Below are 20,292 nucleotides of genomic sequence, written 5' to 3' on the forward strand. Positions count from 1 at the left end.
AGTAAAGGATCCGCAAATACCTACAGAAAGAAAATCGATTGCTGAGAGATTTTCGTCACTGGCGCCCTTGAACCTACCAATTTTCTTTCGGTGAGAGACCGTTATCAACTATTAAAGTCGTAAAGTTAGCATTACTTTAAAACAAGGTGGTACCGCCAATTATTGGTCCTTGTATTAAAGTAATGCTTTTTTATTTTTTATTATGGAAAGGTGGATTTTTGCATGTCAGAAAAAGAATTTGTAAAAGAGATAACTAAGCGAGACGTAGATTTTGCCAAGTGGTATACAGATATTGTCTTAAAAAGTGAATTATGCGATTACTCTAGTGTTAAAGGATGTATGATTTTACGTCCAGCCGGTTTTGGTTTGTGGGAAAATATTCAGTCTGTCGTAGATAAGCGCTTAAAAGCCATGAAACATGAAAACGTCATGATGCCGATGTTGATCCCTGAGCACATGTTATTAAAAGAAGCTGAGCACGTTGAAGGCTTTGCACCAGAAGTGGCTTGGGTCACTCATGGCGGTGATAGCGAACTAGCTGAACGTTTAGCGATTCGCCCAACATCAGAAGTCCATTTTGCTGAGCATTTCAAAAAAATTGTTCGCTCACACAGAGATTTACCAAAATTATATAACCAGTGGGTCAGCGTTGTCCGTTGGGAAAAAACAACTCGTCCTTTCCTTAGAACCACTGAATTCTTTTGGCAAGAAGGACACACCTGTCATGCTGATTTTGATGATGCTAATGATGAAGCCCTACAAATCCTAGAATTGTACAAAGATGTTTGTGAAAACATGTTAGCGATCCCTGTTGTCGGTGGCGCTAAGACCGAAAGTGAAAAATTCGCTGGAGCAGATATTACCTATACGAACGAAACTTTGATGTACGATGGCAAAGCTTTACAAATCACCACCTCTCATCATCTAGGTGACAACTTCGGCCGTGCCTTTGACATCACTTACGCCGATAAAGAAGGCAAAGAGCAATTCGTTCATCAAACATCATGGGCTATTACCACTCGCTCAATCGGGGGCATTATTATGGTTCACGGTGATGATCGCGGACTAGTCTTACCGCCACGAATCGCCCATGTTCAAATCATGATTATTCCAATTGCTCAGCATAAAGAAGGCGTTTTGGATAAGGCTTATGAGTTGGAAGCTAAACTACTTGAGCGTTTCACCGTTCGGGTTGATGATTCCGATAAACAAGCTGGCTGGAAATTTAACGATGCTGAAATGAAAGGTATCCCAGTTCGGGTTGAGTTTGGACCAAAAGATCTGGAAAAAAATCAAGTAATCGTGGTTCGTCGCGATACCTTAGAAAAACAAACAATGGCCCTTGACGAGCATTTGGAAAGTAATCTTGCAAAATTGATGGATGATATCCATGATAATATGTTGGCCACCGCTCGCAAACGCCAAGAAGAAAAAACACATCGTACCCACGATAAAGCCGAATTTATTGAGTTAATTAAAGAGGGTGGCTTTGTTATTGCACCGTGGAATGGCGATGAAGCTGTTGAAGAGCAAATCAAAGAAGAAACTGGTGCCACGGCCCGAGTGATCGCTTTTGAAGATGCCGATGCTGATTTAACTGACGTTAAATGTATTTGGACTGGCGAACCTGCCAAATTTATCGTTCACTGGGCAAAAGCTTATTAAGATCATTTAGTAAACTTAATGACTTTTTAGCAAGTATTTTAGTAACTGATTTCGTGAACTTCACTGAAGATGAGACTCCGGTCTCATCTTTTTTGGCGTGATCTTCACCTGACCTTTCCCAGTGAAGCAAGTTACTGTCCTTCCTTCTTAATATCTGATAATATCGTGTTCCAAGGTGTTGCCTGAGGGGCGTTTCCCCGTGACTGATCGCTGATCGTTTCGCTCATCAGCGTCTCGCTAACGACTTGAAATAAGCAACCATCCAATAGCCAAAACCCTTGGCAGATACTAAAGGAGTGTTCCCATGAGAATTACCGATATGATTTTAATTTTTTGGCAAATAGCATTGTTAGGACTCTTGTTCTTTAGTCCAGTTACTGAGAAAAAAATTCGCATCAGTTTAGCTGGCATCAGTGGCGGCTTACTAATGGCTCATCTGATCATTGAAAAAAGCCACTGGCAGATGATTCCGACTTACATGGCTGTCTTGATTAGTTTTTGGCTATTATTACCTCGTAGACCAACTTTTGCAGGCCTCAGTCAGCCCTTAATTAAGAAGATCGGGTTAATTTTAGTCATCATCAGCATGATCGTCCCGGTTACGCTATTTCCGATTTTTCAGCTTGACCAACCGACTGGCTCCTTTATCGTTGGCACGCGCTCCTTTCAGTTAGCGGATTCTATGAGAGGCGACCGCCCCATTCAACTTAATGTCTACTATCCTGCAAAAAGCAAATCAAAAAAAATGACAACCTATGCCGCGGCTAGCAGCGGATCGACCGCCAAAGGTGACCTGACTAGCTTATTGGCTGATTCCTTAGTTTCCCATTATGACTTGATTAAAACCAATGCCTATCTCGACGCAGCACCACACAATCAGTGTGAAAAATTTCCCGTCATAACTTTTTCGCAGCCTGAGAATAACTCACAACGCAGCACCTTTCAATTAGCTGAAATGGCCAGTCATGGCTTTGTGATGATCTCGATTAATCACAAAGCAGAGACAGCCAAGGATCGTTTCCTCGGATCAACCGAAGCGCTTAAACTGTCAGATAGTCAGCTTAGCAATTGGCAACAGGACATTAGTTTTGTCTTAGATCAGCTAACCAACTCTGATCAGCCAGACTTAGTCACTATTTCGGCCATTACAGATTTAAACCAGATTGGTGCGATGGGCTTTGGGAGCGGTGGTTCGGCAGCCACAGAAGCTTTAATAAAGGACACGCGGATTCGGGCGGGGATTAATTTAGATGGGCCTTTCGAGAAACAATTGGCCAGCGAGACCTTCAACAAACCCCACTTGTCTTTGATGGCCACTTCTAAAAGTGATTCTACCAAACCGAACCAAAAAACAGCGGAACAACTGACTGATCTCACTCAATTGTCTCATCAAAAAGCAGGCTTCTCACTGGGAGAACAGCCAACGCTGACATTGCCGCTAGCCAATCACCTAAGTTTCACTGACCTAGCCGCTACCACTTTATTGGCTAACGACCCGGCTGCTGACCCCTTTGACCTGTATCGTGAAATCAACTATTATTCACTTGCTTTTTTTGATAAACATTTACAAAATGTGATTGTTTTTGACAATCGCACACCGATTATCGCCTCTGCCAAATAGCAAAACGAGTGATTGAGAACTCAAGCTCTCAATCACTCGTTTTTTAGGCACTACTCAATAATCGTCAACTCTTTAGGGTAACTATTTAAGTTTTCATAACCGTCTTCAGTCGCCACAATCAAATCTTCAATTCTAACGCCTACTTCACCTAAAATATAAATACCAGGTTCAATCGAAAAAATCATCCCCGGTTCAACTAGGTTGTGGTTAGCAGCAGAAACATCGCCTGCTTCATGACATTCTATCCCAATAAAATGGCCTGTCCGATGGGTAAAGTATTCGCCATACCCTTTTTCCGTAATATAATCTCTAGCCGCTGCGTCAATATCGCTAAATTTAACACCTGGCTTGACCATAGCAATCGCTCGCTTATTAGCTTCCAAAACCGTTTCATACACGTCTCTGCTTTTGGCCGACACTGATTTATAGAAAAAGGTCCGCGTCATATCAGAATTGTAACCATTTTTAACACCGCCAATATCGAGAATAATGCTATCCCCTTCTTTGACGATCGAGTCATCGTTCATATGATGAGGGTCAGCTCCATTTGCGCCATAGGCCACAATTGGATCAAATGAAAAACCTGAATTGCCTAACTCATCATAAATTGCGGCTAAACGATTCGTCATCTCCAATTCCGTCAACTTTTCAGGAATTAGTTTCCTTAAGCGATCAATGGCCACGTCATTATCTCTAGAAACCTCACGCATTAACTCAATTTCTTCAGGGCTTTTACGCGCTCTTACCAAGTCGGTAATTTCAGACCCGACCATAAACTTAGCCGCTGGCGTTAACTCCATTAAATGCAATAAGAAGTGAGCAGGCCAATTCTTATCAATGCCCATGATTTGGTCTTGATCAACATAATCAAGTAAAACTTTGACACCATCGTCAATATCATCGACATAAACTAATTCCACACCAAGATCTTCAGTAATCGGAAATAATTTATTCAGGACTAGCGTATGATCACCAGCTGCTTTCAAAACCAAAACCAATATCCGCTCACCTGGATGAATCCAACGACCCGTTAAATAAAAAATTGTCGTCGGGTCAGAAATCAACAACTGGGGCACATCTCTCCGCTTCATTTCAGTTAACACATTGTTTAAACGTTCTTGATTCATCTAAAATTCCTCCTCGAATATATTTAATTAAAGAGATTGCTCTCTTCAGATAGCCAGGGGCATTTCTTAGACACCACTTCAAAGGAAAATAATCCCAAGATCGCCATTCCTTTATTATATACTATATCAAACTGTGGGAAAAGACGACCCGGTAAGTTCGTTAAGAAATTGACAATCTTATCTTCAAAAACACCCATTAAACAAATTAATGTTATCACAAGAAAACGCTTTTTTGCACATAAATGAAAATTTCTCATGATTATATCAGAAATTAGCCCTCCCTAACAATCCAGCAAACATTCCCACAGCTGAGATAAGCGTTTTGACTATTATTGATAATAAGTCACTTTCCGAAGACTTTCCAACACTTTCAACTCATGTTAAAATGTTGTATGCTGAAAAGCGAAACAGGTCACAAACTGCCTGTCAGCGCCAGCAAAAAATAAAGACTGAATGAGGTGTAAAAATGATTTATTTTGATAATGCTGCCACATCCCTAAAAAAACCCCAAGAAGTCACTGACGCCATGATAGCGGCTCTTACGACGATGGGAAATTCCGGCAGAGGAAGCCATGAAAGTTCCTTGGACTCTTCACGACTGATCTATCACACCCGCTGCCAGTTAGCAAACCTGTTTAATGCACCAAATCCTAGTCAAATCGTCTTTACACTGAATGCTACTGATAGTTTAAATATCGCCATTCAAGGGCTGATAACAGCTGGTGATCATGTCATCACCACAGTGATGGAACACAACTCTGTTCTGCGACCTCTCTATCATTTAGAAAAGCAAGGGGTTGCTCTTTCGCTCATTTCCACCGATCATCAAGGCGTCCTTGACTACCAAAAAATTAGCGAAGCTGTCCGCCCTAATACCAAAGCCATCGTCATCACTCACGCTTCAAACCTTACTGGAAATAAGGTCGATTTAACTAAAATTAGCACTATCGCTCAAGCAGAGAAGCTTTTGCTGATTGTTGATGCCTCTCAAACAGCCGGCGTTTTGCCAATTGACGTAACTTCTCTTGGCATCGATGTTTTGTGTTTTACCGGACACAAGAGCTTAATGGGACCCCAAGGAACTGGTGGTCTTTACATCAGAGAAGGCCTTGAGATTCGCCCTCTTCGCTATGGTGGAACAGGTGTGGAAACCTACAATCAAGACCAACCTGAAAGCCTGCCAACCCGACTAGAGGCTGGCACCCTTAACAGCCATGGAATCGCGGGTCTCAGCGCCGCCTTAACGTATATCGAAAAAGCCGGCAGAGCGACGATTTATCAGCGGGAACAACAACTGATGGCGCATTTTTATCAGGGGATTAACGAGTTACCGGGAATCACCCTCTATGGCGATTTCAGCACTTTAGAGCGTTGTCCGATCGTGGCCCTAAACATCGGTCAATTAGATTCCTCTGACGTCAGTGATCAACTCTACACGGAGTTTGCGATCGCCACGCGTTCTGGCGGACATTGCGCGCCCTTAATGCACCAGGCTCTGGGAACCGTTAACCAAGGAGCTGTTCGCTTTAGCTTCTCTCATTACAACACCTTTGAGGAAGTCAACACCGCCATTCACGGAATCAAGAAAGTACTATCCAACTAGTCTTCCCTTGGCCCTTAAACAGGGCCTTATCGATAGAATTGAATGCGGTTACTTTCTAAAACGCCCCTCCTTCGGTCAAGGACCGACGACAGGGCCATTTGTCTCTCCCTTAACTTATCATCACAGCTGAGAAATTTCCCAGCTATGACATAAAATACGGAAAGAAGGAATAAAAATGAAGATTGTCACAGATTTACCATTGATTTTCAACACCTTTGCCGAAGCACGTCAACAAGGATTTTTAGCCGTTAAGGAGCTCAAAGAACAAGGCACACCGATTATCGGCGGCTACTGCACCTTTTTACCAGAAGAATTAGCGATTGCTGCCGGCGCTTTACAGATCAGTCTCTGTTCCACCTCGGATGAAACGATTAATGCGGCAGAAGAGGATTTACCGCGGAACTTGTGCCCTTTAATCAAATCAAGTTATGGCTTTGGCAAAACGGACAAGTGCCCTTATTTTTATTTTTCAGATTTAGTCGTTGGCGAAACAACCTGTGACGGTAAGAAAAAAATGTACGAATACATGCAAGATTTCAAACCAACCTATGTCATGCAATTACCTAATAAAAAGGATTCTGCCGCCAGTTTGGCTTTATGGAAAGACGAAATCATTCGTTACAAAGAAAAACTTGAAGACTTTTTAGACGTGACGATTACCGAAGAACAAATTCAAGACGCAATAACCCTAAAAAATCGCGAACGCTCGGCTCGTAAAAATTTTTACGGCTTAGGAAAATTAAACCCACCCGCCTTAAGCGGCACCGATATTTTCAAAGTGATGTACGGCGCTAACTTCACCTTAAATAAAGAAGCCTTAATTCAATCACTTGATAACATGACGGCTCAAGTAACAGCTGATTATCAAGCTGGTAAACGCCTAGACGCTAAACCACGAATATTGATCACTGGTTGTCCGATTGGCGGCGTGACTGAAAAAGTCATCAGGGCCGTCGAGGACAATGGGGCAGTTGTGGTGGCCTTTGAAAATTGTACCGTCGCCAAATCAGTGGAACGCTTAGTCGACGAAGAGATTGACGTCTACGACGCCTTAACCGAAAAATACCTCAACATCGGGTGTGCGTGTATTTCCACTAACAACAACCGAGTCGAACTATTAAATCAGATGATTGATGAATATCAAGTCGACGGTGTTCTCGATATGGTCCTCCAAGCTTGTATCCCTTTTGCCGTTGAGTCAAATAAAATTCGCACCTTCTGTCAAGATGAAAAAGAAATTCCTTACATCTATTTGGAGACCGATTATTCAACCTCTGACATTGAACAAATTAACACTCGGGTAACCGCATTCATTGAAATGATCGGAGCTTAAGAATGAAGATAATCGGCATGGATAGCGGCTCAACAACAACCAAAGGCGTCCTGATTGACGACGGTCAGCTAATCGCCAAAAAATTGATTCAGACCAAAGGAAACCCTCAAGAGGCGATCGCTGATATTCTGCTGAATTTGGCCTATGACCCTCAAGAAATGCTGCTGACTTCAACTGGTTATGGACGAAACTTAGTAACAGCAGACTATGTCATTACGGAAATCACTTGTCATGCCGAAGGCGTCCGTCGCCTTGACCCTGAGATTGAGCAGATGATTGATATCGGTGGACAAGATTGTAAGGCGATTAAAATGAGCAGCAAAGGAAAAGTTTTAGACTTTAATATGAATGACAAATGCGCTGCGGGTACGGGTCGCTTTGTCGATGTGATGATGGGCATTTTAGGTGAAGATATCGCAAATATGGACCAATTTGTCGCCGGTGCAACAGCCGTCAAAATCAACAGCATGTGCACGGTCTTTGCCGAATCGGAAGTCATTGGCCTGATTGCACAAGGGGTCGCCAGACAAGATATTGCTCTAGGGGTTCTCCACTCGATTATCAGCCGTGTGAGCAATCAATTTTCAAAGGTGCGACCGAAAGCTAGCCACGACCTCTTTCTCTCAGGCGGCTTATCCCAAAGCTCAGTTATTCGCCAGCTATTGAGTCAGCACACTGGCGTAGGCGTTCGCAGCCATCCGGACGCTCAGTTCGCCGGTGCGATCGGCGCTGCCTATCTCGGCGAAAAAAAACATCAGGCAACTTCTCTTGATTCCTCCTTTTGAGTTATTTTAGCACTGCTAGTTTTAGCTCAAACACCAAATCCAAAAGACTGCTCAACTTCCAATCAAGTTAAGCAGTCTTTTAGTTTATGGCTTATTCATAACGCAACGCTTCAATAGGATCTTGTTTCGCAGCCCGACTAGCTGGCAAGGTTCCTGAGAGAAACGCAATCCCGCTGATGATTAAAATAATCACACCGGATGTTGGCAGTGAAAACTGAATCAGGGTAAAACCAGTCAAACTACTCAAAAACGACTCCATGGCAATTTGATTGATCAGACCGCCCGCCATCACGGCTAAGCCAATCCCAAATAAAGAGCCCAATAATCCGATTAAAGTGGCTTCAAAACTAAACATCGTAAAAATTTTGCCTCCGCTTAAGCCCATGGCTTTCATCAAGCCAATTTCACGGGTTCGTTCCTGCACAGACATATACAGCGTGTTAATAATGCCGAAGCTAGCAGCAAATAAAGCGATGGCGCCAAACATCGTTAAGACACTTGTAATGGCATTGATGACACTGCGGATCATCCCGATTTCATCATCAACCGTTTGACCTTGGTAGCCGATCTTGTCTATTCGCTTCTTTAATGAGCCAATTCTTTCTTCACTTAACTCACCTGTCATCTCCGATACGGCCGCCATGTATTCCGTCTTCATCGTGTCAGGCATACCTGCTTGATTAATCGACAATAACTTATCCGCTAGGGCTACATTTATCAACGAACGCCCTCCTTGGATTAAACTGTCGTTAGCGACCCCGACGACGGTGGCCTTAACCACTTGTTGCTCCTGAGTCGCAGGAGATGTTACGCCAATCTCAACTTGTTTCCCAACCGCCTCTTTACTAGAGTGATAGCCTAGGGCTTTGACATATTCTGGCGCTAAGGTAACCTCATACTCAGCCGACTTATCAGAAGCTTGACGCCCTTGATCGATATCAATCTTCATCTGATCCATATTAGGGGCCGAACTAAAGACATATTTATCTGCAGCGGCTCCAGAAATATAATCCGTTGACACATAAATAAGTGGTTTGACATTTTTTATTCCCTTTACATCCTTTAAAGCCGTAATATCAGTATCCGTCAAAGTTGCTTGTTCAGTCGAAGCGGCATTTGACTTGCCTTCTTGATAAACAGCAGGTCCATCATCGCTGCCGAACTGCTCTTGTTTGGGATAGATGATCAACTGCCTTTCACCACCGACACCGTTAATTTGCTTGTCAATGTAATCATTAACCCCGATATTAATGCCCGTCGTCAAAGCAATCGTAAAAGCCCCGATCACTATTGCCACAATCGTTAAGGCAGTTCGCCCTTTACTCCGCCCTAAATTGCTACAAGCAGAGACTAACAAATCTTTTAATTTCATCTTATGCCACCTCTTCGATCAACAAACCGTCTTTAATGCGAATTTGCCGACTACAGCGCGAGGCTAATTCGTCATCATGGGTCACAATGATTAACGTGATGCCTTTATCCCGATTTAAATCAAACAATAATTTCTCAATCTTTTCACCAGTGGCTGTGTCCAAGTTCCCCGTCGGTTCGTCAGCAAAAATAATTTTGGGATTGTTAACAAGAGCTCTCGCAATACAAACCCGCTGCTTTTGGCCTCCTGATAAATCACTGGCTTTATTAGCTAACTTATCATCTAATTCAACGGCCTTTAAGGCGTCTAAAGCCATTTTACGACGCTCTTTTGATGAGATACCGGCTATTTTTAGCGGCAATAACACATTGGTCATCACACTGTCTTTAGCATTCATAAAAAACTGCTGAAAAACAAAGCCAAAAGTTTTATTTCTAACTTGATCCAAGCGACGCCCCTTAATCGCGCTGGCTTTCTCACCATTTAAAATCACTTCGCCAGAAGTTGGTTGATCTAGCAATGCCAAAATATGCATCAATGTGGACTTGCCAGAACCACTTTTGCCAATAATCGCCACCGACTCCCCTTCCTCAATACTAAAACTAACCCCCTTCAGGGCATCAAAACGTGTGGCTTGTTTGCCATAACTCCGTTTTAAATCTCTAACCTCAATAATCGACATATTCTTCCTCCATTTTTTAAAAGAATCATAACTTAAGTATCCCTGACTACTCTTTTAATTATGGGGCTTGGTCGGTCATTTTTTATTGGACCTGAGACCGATTTTAGTTTAGTGCTTTTTACTGATTGATAAATCAAGATAATGTGCAATAAGTTTAATATATAGTTCCCATTAAATAATCATCCAATGGAACTATATGTTTGATTATTTAACAGGATGTATATAGTGTCCTTTTTAACTACAAATATAGTGACTGTACCGGAGTTTAAATTCTTTGCTACATGAGATGCTCCTACTCCTTTAATTGATTCAATAACGAAAAAGACTGAAAATCTGATGCGACCTTCAGTCTTTCAAACTATTAGTAAATCCAGATAAAATAACTCGTCGGCTTACCTTTAACTTCCTCATTAATTAACTCGCATCGGCCACTAATTTTTCTAAGGTTTCAGCAATCTCCACCGTTTCAATTGCTTCTTCAAATCGATCGGTATCTTGAAATACCAAGGCCTTTAGCAAATAGAGATCATCTAACCGATAAAAACTTTTTTGTTTTTGACACCATAAAATACCATATTCAAGATACTCAAGCGCTTCATTATAGGCCTTTAAATCGATAAAAACGGTGGCAATATTATAAAATATTTTACTTAAGTCAACTGTTCTTCGCTTATTGCTGGCATAAAATTGGGAAATACTCCGCCTCAAAAATGATAAACCTTTTTCAAAGTTTCCTTGAATATAATACACCAAGCCAATTTCACTTAGCAGTAAGATTTCTAAATCGGTGACTGTTTGACTCTGACGGTTATAGGTATAATTTAAGCCCTTTTGAAGGATGGCAAGAGCACCTAGCTGGTCGTTTGCCTCACTTTTAGCACACCCATGGTAATAGGCATACTCCTGTAATTCCAATTTAGTGACAAAGACAGGGTCTGCTAGCTGCTCAATTTTAGCGATCGTTTCTCTGATTAGATCAAATCGTTTCCCATGCATGTCTTGCTTTAATTTTTCCAACCACTGATTGACGGGTGCTTTAATCGCTTCTTCACGAGTCAAGACATAATGAATAGAGACGTTTAACTTTTCGCAGATTTTTTGCATAACCAAGACATTTGGGACAACGTCATTATTTTCAATCCGACTAAGCATGCCTTGAGAACAAATATCTTCCGCCAGTTCACCTTGGGATAAAAAACGGTTTGTTCGTAATTCTTTAATCACATTTCCATAAGTTAATGACTTATACATAATCAAGCTCCTTTGGTTTTGACAGTTTATTTATCACTTCTCTTAGAGTATACAAAGAAAAGGACGGAGACCGGTCTCAAGTTTTCAGAAAACAACCTCATTTTTTGACATTATTTGAAAAAACAGCCAAACCCTTGAAGGAAATCCGCTGCACCAAAAAAACTAATAACTCAAACGACTTAAAAGACGTTCACGTTATTAGTTTAAAGGGGATTCTTTTGGGGCAAAGCTATGTTTCCACTGCAATAATATCAGTCGGCTGAATGTAAAGCGTCACATGATTTGCTAATTGAATGAACTTGCCATCGTTTAACACGTCCACATAAATTAATTGATGCTTTTTCGTTCGAAGGTGATAGCGAACGGTATTGCCCAACACTTGTTTAGTTTGGTAGGTCACCGCCAAGGCCACACTATTTGGCATTGGCACAAATTTGATCACCTCAGGCCTGACAAAATAGCTCATGTTTCCCTTTGTATTAAGGGGCACATTTAATTCAAGTCCATCTATTCGATTATAGTCGCCGATAAATTCCGCCACAAATTGATTATGAGGTTGAGTATACAGCTCATAAGGCGTCGACACCTGGGCTAACTCACCAGCAGATAACACATGCACACGATCACTAATCCGCATGGCCTCTTCCTGATCGTGAGTCACAAAAATCATGGTCATCCCCAATTCCTGTTGAATTTGTCGGAGTTTAATTTGCAGTTGCTTACGAATCCGCGCATCAAGGGCACTTAAAGGCTCATCTAATAGCAATAATTTTGGTTCAATGATCAACGCTCTGGCAAGCGCCACTCGCTGCTGTTGACCACCTGACAGGCTCGTCACCAGTTGATGCTGACATTCAGTCAATTCAACCAGAGCCAACATCTGCTGAACTTTTTCTTCAATTTCTTTTTTGGCTATTTTTTTTACCCGTAACCCAAATGCAATATTTTCGTAAGTTGTCATATTGGGAAATAAGGCGTAGGATTGAAACACCATGCCAATCTGTCGTTCTTTCACTGCTCGATCCTGAATTTCTTGACCGTCTAGCAATAACTTACCTGAGTTGGGGTGTTCCAAGCCCGCAATCGTGCGCAACAACGTCGATTTTCCGCAACCGCTGGGTCCTAACAACGTCACTAACTCCCCTTTCTCAACAGCTAATGACACGCCTTTTAACACCTCTTTTTGACCGAACGCCACGCGCAAATTCTCAACTTCTAAATACGCCATTCAACAACCTCCTCTTTGATGGTCGAACTGATTGATTGCTCCTGTGCCTGAGGGCGCCCTTTTTTCTGGAAGGACATTCCTTGTCTCTGACGGTGAGACAGATGATTGATCAACAGGCCAATCAACATGATGCACATGAAATAAAAAACCATCACAGCACTTGCTAAATGACCATTTTCATTCATTCGACGCAACATGTAAATTCTAAGTGTTTCAAAACGACCGCCAAGTAATAAGTTGGTTAAAACATATTCTCCAAACAAGCCAGAAAAAATCATCACACTGGATAAAACCACACCGATGCGAATATTCGGTAAAATAACAAATTTAACAATTGTAAAAGGACTTGCTCCTAACGTTTGACCCGCTTCGATCAACCCTTTGGTATTAATCGCCAGCAGACTGTTGCGAATGCCAAGATACATAATCGGCAAGGCGCCAATAAATAAGGCACCACCTAAAACTATTAGCATTGACAGGCCCAGTTTAGCATAGGTTTTAAGCAAGGCGGTGACCAAAATCACCCCGGGAATCGCATATGGCATTAAAGACATGCCTCGCATATAGGCATCCAGTTTGGGAAAATGCAGAATGATGACTAATACGCTGGGAATCATCACCATTAACACCATCACTAGCACTGTCAGCGCCAACAATAAAGAACGTAAAACAGCTTGGGCAAATGCTGGGTCTTGAAAAAGAGTTTGGAACCAATGAACAGTCCAACCTTTAGGCAAGATCGTCTTCCCCCATTCACGACTAAAGGCGTAAACCGCCGTCATCAAAAAAGGCGAAAGATAAAAAAGGGCGAATAAACTCAAAATAAGTTTTGCGACGAGCTTCTTGTTTTTCACGCTCAAGCTCCTTCCTGAGACACTCGTCCCATAATTTTTTGAGACAAACTGATGACAACAATCATGCTTAAAGCAAACAATACAGCTAAGGCGCTGCCAACATTAGGCTTGGCATAGACATCGCCAGCCACTAACGCGGATATCCGTGTTGTGACTAAATTGATATTGCTACCAACTAAGGCATAAGCCGTTTCATAAGTCCCCATGCCATTAGCAAATAAAATAACAAACGTCCCAGTTAAACTAGGTGCCATAAAAGGGAGGACTACCCGCCGCCAATAATAAAAAGGGCTTGCCCCAAATAGCGCCGCACTCTCTTGCCACTCTACCTTGACTTTTTTTATAACAGGATAAAGCAGTAGTGTCGCTAAAGGAATTTGGAAATAAACGTAAGTCACAACCAATCCTTGCCATGAATATAAATCAAAATTGGCGAAGATCGGAAATAACAATTTCAAAACACCTGCATTGCCCAACATAATAATAAATCCAAAAGCCAAAGGAACGCCAGCGAAATTCGCGGCTAAATTAGAAAATAAAGTGAAACGCTCTTGGGCTTTCTTAGGTAAAGCTAACAGCGCTTGGCAAAAAATTAGCGCGCCCACCAAACCGAACATACTGGAAAAAAAAGCAATCATGCCGCTATTAACAAAACTTTGGTAGTAATAGGGATTGGTTAAACTTTGACTATAGTTGGCCAGACTCCATTGACCACTGCCATCTAATTGAAAACTGGCAATTAGCATGTACAGCAAAGGAATCACGAGAAACAAGCCGACCACTAACCCTAACGGTATTAAGAGATAGCCACTTTTTCGTTTCATTGACCCACCTGCTGAATCCCCAATAAATCACAAACCAACGGCATTACCTTAAGCTGAGGGATGTCCTCAGTCCCAAGCTCAAGATCGTTTCCTAAATAAAACAAAGGAACTTCTCGATGCTCGTTAAGACTGCCACCATGAAGACCAAATTGGTCCATACCGTGATCCGCCGTCACAATAAGTTGATACCCTAGCTTTTGCCAAATAGGAATAAAATAACCTAAAATAATATCAGCGTAATTAACAGCTGTCAGATACTCTTTTGAATTAGCCGTATATTTATGACCAACATCGTCAATATTCATCGAATGAACCACCATAAAATCAGGCTGATACTCATTGATTAAGGCATTGCCATCAGCAAAAACATGACTGTCAGGGTAATGATCCTCACTGTAAAAAATCCCGTGTTGAATCAGCTTATCTTGGTCATGTTGAATGCGATCGGTCATAATATTATACGGTGCTTGATTGTATAATTCACTTAACCAATAATAGCCCGCCACTGCGGTGAGGCCGCCAGCCTTTTTTACCAGCTCAAAAAGTGAAACTTCCTTCGACCGTTGCACAGCTAAGTTCGTATAAATTTGATTTTGATGCATGGGCGTCCCCGTCATCAAGACCTCATAAAGAGGTCTTGAATTACTGGGCATCTCCGCAATCACCTTGGCCAGCTGAGCTTTTTGATGGGTGACCAAACTATTCAAAAACCCCATCTGCTCTTTTGCCGTGTCATAACGACAGCCATCAAGGATCACCAGTATGACTTTATTTTTTAACATTGACCAATACCTCACTCTGCCATTTCTCTGGTAATTCAATCGCAGTTTGGTCCCAGGTGTCATTTGATTTGACAGGTTGTGCTGCTTGGTACTGATCCTCAGACAATAGCTTGTCGGCAACCTCGGCTGGCAATTTAACCTTTTCACGGATGGGACGAGCATACCCTTTAGCTAGGTTAATTTGCCCCTCATCCGATAGAATATACTCTCGGGTCAATTTAGCCGCATTGGGATGTGGCGCATTTTTATTAATCAGTGTCGTATAACCGCTCATTACCGATCCATCTGTTGGAATAGTCACTTTAAACCGCTCACTATCAAGTTGATCTCGGTAATTCAAAGCATTAAAATCCCATAAAATGGTCACATCTACCTCACCTTTTTCAATATTTGCCAGAGAGGCGTCAACTGATGAGATTCTACCTGCTTTTGCTAGGTCTTTAAAATAAGTCAAACCTGGTTGAATGTCCCCTTCATCGCCGCCATTCGCAATGGCCGCCGCCAAAACTGCAAATTGGGCTTGATTGGCTTTGGTAACATCGCCAACCGCTACCTGATAGTCCCCTTTGGCAAGATCCGCCCAACTGGTGGGAGCGTCTTTCACATTGTCACTATCGGTCATAAAGGCAATCGTTCCCGTGTAACTCAATAACCAATGACCGTCTTGATCCTTGGCCCATTCAGGAATCTCATCCCAGTAACTTGTTTTATAGGGCAAGGTCAGATCCTTACTTACAGCTAATGGCCCAAAGCTAATCCCAACATCCCCAATGTCCGCTGTGCCATTTTTACCTTCTGACTCAAATTTAGCTAACTCTTCCGCACTGGACATATCAGTATCTTGATGTTTAAGTCCATATTCTTTTGTTAAATCAGTCCAAGTACCAACCCAGTTTGCCCAAGTATCAGGCATTCCTACACTGGCTACTTCTCCTTCTTTTTTAGCTTCTTCGATGATTGTTTCCAAGGTTTCTGGTGAGTCGTTCTTTTCCGCTTTTGCAGTATTTTCACTTGAACAACCAGCTAACGTTGCAACAGCAACCACACTTAATAAACTTCCAACTACTACCTTCTTAAAGCTTTTCATCTCTTCACCTCGTCAGTTAGTATGTTACAAGTTGATTGTAAAAGATAGATGTAAATATCCTGTAAATTCTCCGTAAATGATTGGTTTTTTTTACGTAAAAAAAGCAGCAGGTAGAAAATACCTAGCTGCTGCTTGTTTCAATAACCGATATAAACGTTTGCTCGACCCCGCTGAACCCCTTTTAGCTTAAAACAGCTATCTGACATTTTATAGCATAACAATCAGACAAGACTGTAATACGAGTCTTTAATTCGCTGAAATAACATGGTATAAGGTTTAATTCCAGTGTAGTCTTCAATAGCTTGATCTAAACCATCTCGCAAGATGGCTGCTTGTAATTGGCGGGCCTCTGCGTCCTCTGGGTCATTAAACTTCAACGCAGCGGCAATGGCCTGAGAAAGAGCTTTAGGGGTTTCATTAAAGGCTTCCACAAACTGACGGGCTGGTTGGACAAAACGATCGTTTTCACCAATTTTGCGGATCGGTGAGCGACCTACCCGCGTCACATAATCTGAAATATAAGGATTCTTAAAACGCTCAATAATCTTATCAATGTAAATTTGATGTTCTTCATGTGAAAAATCAAATTTTTTCTCTAATAGGGCACCCGTTTCTTCCAAGGCACTTCTAACGGCAAATAAAATGCGCTCGTTGTGGATGGCGTCTTCAATTGAGGAGATCTCCTTCATATACCCAAGGTAGGCCGTCACCGCATGACCCGTATTGACCGTGAACAACTTCCGCTCAATATAAGGTGTCAAGTTAGCAACGGTTAACATCCCTGCCACTTTTGGTAATTGCGCCCCTTGAGGCATTTCCACTACCCACTCACAAAACGGTTCAACCATGACGGTCAGTTTGTCCTGATGAACTTGATTTGGGACGATTCGATCAACCGCCGCATTGGGAAATGTCACATACTGTTCACCATAAAGTCTGGCCTCAGCCGATAATAGTGGCCAAACTGCCTCTTGTAAAATAGTGGAACCACCAATCATATTTTCACAGGCAATAACCGTTAAAGTTTCTTTCGATCTGACTCTCTGTTCCATTCCTTCAGCGATAATTTTAGCCAATAAAGGTAAGACTGTCGGCCCGACCGCCGTCGTCACAATCGCCGCCTTGCCAATCATTTCAATCAAAGCTCGTTCTTCTTTGACATTATGTAAAGCGGTCACGCCTTCTACCCAAAATGAGGCTTGTTCTTCATTAGCTAAAATCACCTGATAACGGCCTTTTTCATTTATTTCATTGACAAGATCATCATTAACATCTGCAAAAACGACTTGATAACCGGATTGAGCCAACAACCAGCCAATAAAGCCGCGACCGATGTTTCCGGCACCAAAATGTACGGCAATTTCGTTAGACATTCTCTTCCACTCCTTCAAATAAGGCGATTATCTCAGCAGGAGAAGTCGCTTTTACCATGGCTTCCACATTGGTCAGCTCGGAACAAACGATGGCGATTTTAGATAATAATGCCAAATGTTGCCCATCGACGCCCGCAATCCCGATCAATAGCTTCACCGGATTGCCATCAAAACTAACGCCTGCTGGTGCTTGTAACACCACAAGCCCTGACTGATTAATAAACTGTTGCGAGCCGTCTGTTCCATGAGGAATTGCTACCATATTCCCGATAAATGTCGACGTTAACTGATCCCTCTCATGCATTGTCGCAATATATTCTGGCTGAATATAACCGCACTCGAGTAACGCTTGTCCCGTTGCTTCAATCGCTTCTTTTTTTGTCGCGAATTCCTGATTTAATAAAATGGCCTTTGTTTGTAAATGTTCCACATTAATTCCTCCTTGGTTAACGACTTCTTAGTCATCCTTCTCTAGCTGCTAGGCACTTACTTTCTGCTAGAGGTTATCATTAAAACTGATCCATCAATCTGTTTCCCGTAAATAATCCGATTAGCGCGTTCTGCGGGATTATTTAGTAGGGGCGATAGTTGGCCACTTTCTTAGGTATAGCTGTTGGCGAAGGCCAGTAATCGCTCCACGACAAATTGAGTGATCCGCCGACTGTCACCTGATTGCAAGCAAGCCGTGGTTGCCTCACTTTCGATTAACAAAGAACTGATTTGACTCATCAACTCTAATCCTTGCTGCTCCAGTTTTTCCGGAGCTAACAGCAAGACGATTGTGGCAACCTGAACCTCGCCGCCTCCCATAGCCGGCATCATTATCGGATTGGTTAAAGGAAATAACTGAAAAATCGGTTGTCTAATACTGGCATTCCGCGCATGAAATAAAGCCAATTCCGTTTCAGCAATCCCAAAACCACTCCATTTTTCTCTGACTAATAAACTTTGTAGCAAACCTTCCACATCCAAACGTCGATCCTGTTCCAGCAAGGTTGTACAAATAGCTCGCAAGGTATCTTCAATAGTTGTCAAAGAATTATCAATTCTCACTACTTGGAAATTGCTCAACAAAGTGACAACTGTCTCAGTATACAACTGGCGATTTTCAAGCAGATGAATCGCTTCTAACTTGGTTAATTGTTGTTCTTTTTCTTCACGATTTTGTTTGCGGCGATAATGAGACCGTTTATTTTGCAAATAAACTTCTATCTGTGAAATTTCTCGCTCACTTAGGATCGGTGTCACATGAAAATACTCATAATCCACCTGGCCTAAATCAATGGTTGAGACCAGCAAATCGTATGGATGACTCTCCATCTCTTTGGTCAATTCAAACAACGAAATCGTTTTTAAGGTTTTTAATTGCGGGATGGCCTGTTTGAGTCGTGTCACTAACATGCGCGACGTTCCAATACCGCTGGCACATACTACTAAGGCTGATAGTGCCACCTGTTCTTCTTGTTGTAACAGCGCTGCCCCGAAATGCAAGACCAGATAGCCAATTTCTTCTTCTGGAACTGGCTGATAATGGTAGATTTCTTTCATGCTAGCTTGGACAATGCCAAAGAGTTCTTCATAATCCCGTTTAATTGAGTGAATTAAAGGATTCGTAATACTCATGTCCGCATTTAAGCGGCGCAAGGCTGGCCGTAGGTGAGCTGTTAAACTTTTTAGCAGTGAATCCGAGGTCAACGAACTGCCAGTTTTTTCACTTACTTTCGCGATTAACTGGGTGGCGATTGTCACCGCTTGAACTTGTTCATTGCTATTAAAGTCGCCAACATAGTTTTGGGCTTTAGCTCCTCGTAGGTGCATGGTCACAAATTCGACTTCGCCGATTGGCACCTCAGCTAGGGACAAGCCTAAACTAGTCACCAGTAACTCCTGGGCAAAATGAAATTCTGGATAATGAACCACCTCAGGATTAATTAAGGTCTCCTTCATGCCATTGCCTTCGGTTATCCGTTGAACCGAAATGGCCACGTGAATCACCAAATTTATATAAGATTCATCGGTGATATCATAAGCTAGACTATCCCGGATGTTACGCAAACTTTGTTCGACCACTTCAATATGCCCCTGTTGGGTAATATAGTTCAAGCGACCTTCTGTAACCTCATCAGCAAACTGATTAAATAACACCCGCATAAATTGCTGCTTTGGATATTTTTTCCAAAAAAGATCACTTAACATTCCTCGCTTTTCCATCTCGCTAGCATTTAAACTAATGCCCATCCCCTTTTTACGGCTGATTAAACTAGAATTTAAGTAGTCTTCTTCAATTTTAGTTAAATCATTGCTGATGGTTGAGACGGTCACATTCAGATCATTGGCTAAGCCAATTAACTTCAGGGTGCCATCAGTTTTTAGTAGCTCCTTCAAAATATATTGTTGCCGTTCTTCTGGCGAAAAATCATTATAGGTCAGATCTAATAACTGCCACTTAAATCGCTGTTTATCATCTTCAGAGCCCTGAACAGATAAATAGTGCTTTTCCTTTGTCAGTTTCAAGTTAAATGTTGCCAAAGTCGCCTTGACTTCTTTCAAATCTCGTCTAATGGTTCGCTCACTTACTTCAAATTCCTCCGCCACATCTGCTAGGTGCAGCGGTTGCGGTGCCATCATTAGTTGTTCTAAAATCAATCTGGGACGTGCACTCAAATACATACCTGTTCAGACCTCCTTGTCAGTTATTTTTGATT

Annotated in this window: 17 protein-coding genes; 5 read left to right on the top strand and 12 right to left on the bottom strand. The window is 42.1% G+C overall.

Features of this window, described 5'->3' with window-relative positions:
- The first annotated feature begins 222 nt into the window (after positions 1 to 222).
- Positions 223 to 1,665: a proline--tRNA ligase gene (gene proS, locus I6N95_RS05835; RefSeq protein WP_209525565.1), complete on the top strand. Its 1,443-nt coding sequence runs from the start codon at positions 223 to 225 to the stop codon at positions 1,663 to 1,665.
- Between the two features lie 304 nt (positions 1,666 to 1,969).
- Positions 1,970 to 3,286, top strand: coding sequence for an alpha/beta hydrolase family protein (locus tag I6N95_RS05840; RefSeq protein WP_209525567.1), 1,317 nt, complete (start codon positions 1,970 to 1,972; stop codon positions 3,284 to 3,286).
- A 50-nt stretch (positions 3,287 to 3,336) separates the two neighbouring features.
- On the opposite strand, the gene I6N95_RS05845 is transcribed toward I6N95_RS05840, so the two are convergent.
- On the bottom strand, positions 3,337 to 4,413 hold the full coding sequence (locus tag I6N95_RS05845; RefSeq protein WP_209525569.1) for a M24 family metallopeptidase: 1,077 nt from the start codon (positions 4,411 to 4,413) through the stop codon (positions 3,337 to 3,339).
- Between the two features lie 466 nt (positions 4,414 to 4,879).
- On the opposite strand from I6N95_RS05845, the gene I6N95_RS05850 reads away from it, so the two are divergent.
- From I6N95_RS05850 to I6N95_RS05860, 3 genes are all read left to right on the top strand, one after another.
- Complete coding sequence (locus I6N95_RS05850) at positions 4,880 to 6,016, top strand: aminotransferase class V-fold PLP-dependent enzyme (RefSeq protein ID WP_209525572.1); 1,137 nt, start codon at positions 4,880 to 4,882, stop codon at positions 6,014 to 6,016.
- Between the two features lie 175 nt (positions 6,017 to 6,191).
- Positions 6,192 to 7,349, top strand: a complete 1,158-nt coding sequence (locus I6N95_RS05855) for a double-cubane-cluster-containing anaerobic reductase (protein WP_209525574.1) — start codon at positions 6,192 to 6,194, stop codon at positions 7,347 to 7,349.
- Between the two features lie 2 nt (positions 7,350 to 7,351).
- A complete protein-coding gene (locus I6N95_RS05860; RefSeq protein ID WP_209525577.1) occupies positions 7,352 to 8,134 on the top strand; it encodes an acyl-CoA dehydratase activase in 783 nt (260 codons plus the stop codon).
- A 91-nt stretch (positions 8,135 to 8,225) separates the two neighbouring features.
- Here I6N95_RS05860 and I6N95_RS05865 read toward each other — a convergent pair whose 3' ends face one another.
- The 11 genes from I6N95_RS05865 to I6N95_RS05915 all read right to left on the bottom strand — a co-directional run bounded on the left by I6N95_RS05865 (position 8,226) and on the right by I6N95_RS05915 (position 20,257).
- Positions 8,226 to 9,506: an ABC transporter permease gene (locus I6N95_RS05865; protein WP_209525579.1), complete on the bottom strand. Its 1,281-nt coding sequence runs from the start codon at positions 9,504 to 9,506 to the stop codon at positions 8,226 to 8,228.
- 1 nt (position 9,507) lies between these two features.
- Positions 9,508 to 10,188, bottom strand: a complete 681-nt coding sequence (locus I6N95_RS05870; RefSeq protein ID WP_209525582.1) for an ABC transporter ATP-binding protein — start codon at positions 10,186 to 10,188, stop codon at positions 9,508 to 9,510.
- Positions 10,189 to 10,602: 414 nt separating this feature from the next.
- A complete protein-coding gene (locus I6N95_RS05875; protein ID WP_209525584.1) occupies positions 10,603 to 11,439 on the bottom strand; it encodes a helix-turn-helix domain-containing protein in 837 nt (278 codons plus the stop codon).
- Positions 11,440 to 11,668: 229 nt separating this feature from the next.
- Entirely contained in the window at positions 11,669 to 12,667 is a 999-nt protein-coding gene (locus tag I6N95_RS05880; RefSeq protein ID WP_209525586.1) for an ABC transporter ATP-binding protein, read from the bottom strand.
- Positions 12,655 to 13,521: an ABC transporter permease gene (locus tag I6N95_RS05885; protein ID WP_347340532.1), complete on the bottom strand. Its 867-nt coding sequence runs from the start codon at positions 13,519 to 13,521 to the stop codon at positions 12,655 to 12,657. The genes I6N95_RS05880 and I6N95_RS05885 overlap by 13 nt, the downstream gene beginning before the upstream one ends.
- Before the next feature lie 2 nt (positions 13,522 to 13,523).
- Complete coding sequence (locus tag I6N95_RS05890) at positions 13,524 to 14,345, bottom strand: ABC transporter permease (protein ID WP_209525588.1); 822 nt, start codon at positions 14,343 to 14,345, stop codon at positions 13,524 to 13,526.
- A complete protein-coding gene (locus I6N95_RS05895) occupies positions 14,342 to 15,127 on the bottom strand; it encodes an alkaline phosphatase family protein (protein ID WP_209525590.1) in 786 nt (261 codons plus the stop codon). Before I6N95_RS05895 ends, I6N95_RS05890 begins: the two co-directional genes overlap by 4 nt.
- Positions 15,114 to 16,214 (bottom strand): ABC transporter substrate-binding protein, encoded by a 1,101-nt coding sequence (locus I6N95_RS05900; protein WP_209525592.1) that lies wholly within the window; start codon positions 16,212 to 16,214, stop codon positions 15,114 to 15,116. Before I6N95_RS05900 ends, I6N95_RS05895 begins: the two co-directional genes overlap by 14 nt.
- 221 nt (positions 16,215 to 16,435) lie before the next feature.
- Positions 16,436 to 17,587 (bottom strand): mannitol-1-phosphate 5-dehydrogenase, encoded by a 1,152-nt coding sequence (locus tag I6N95_RS05905; RefSeq protein ID WP_209525594.1) that lies wholly within the window; start codon positions 17,585 to 17,587, stop codon positions 16,436 to 16,438.
- Complete coding sequence (locus I6N95_RS05910; RefSeq protein WP_209525596.1) at positions 17,580 to 18,017, bottom strand: PTS mannitol transporter subunit IIA; 438 nt, start codon at positions 18,015 to 18,017, stop codon at positions 17,580 to 17,582. The genes I6N95_RS05905 and I6N95_RS05910 overlap by 8 nt, the downstream gene beginning before the upstream one ends.
- Before the next feature lie 170 nt (positions 18,018 to 18,187).
- Positions 18,188 to 20,257 (bottom strand): BglG family transcription antiterminator, encoded by a 2,070-nt coding sequence (locus tag I6N95_RS05915; protein ID WP_209525598.1) that lies wholly within the window; start codon positions 20,255 to 20,257, stop codon positions 18,188 to 18,190.
- Positions 20,258 to 20,292 lie beyond the last annotated feature (35 nt).

Source organism: Vagococcus allomyrinae (assembly GCF_017829975.1).
GTDB lineage: Bacteria > Bacillota > Bacilli > Lactobacillales > Vagococcaceae > Vagococcus_D > Vagococcus_D allomyrinae.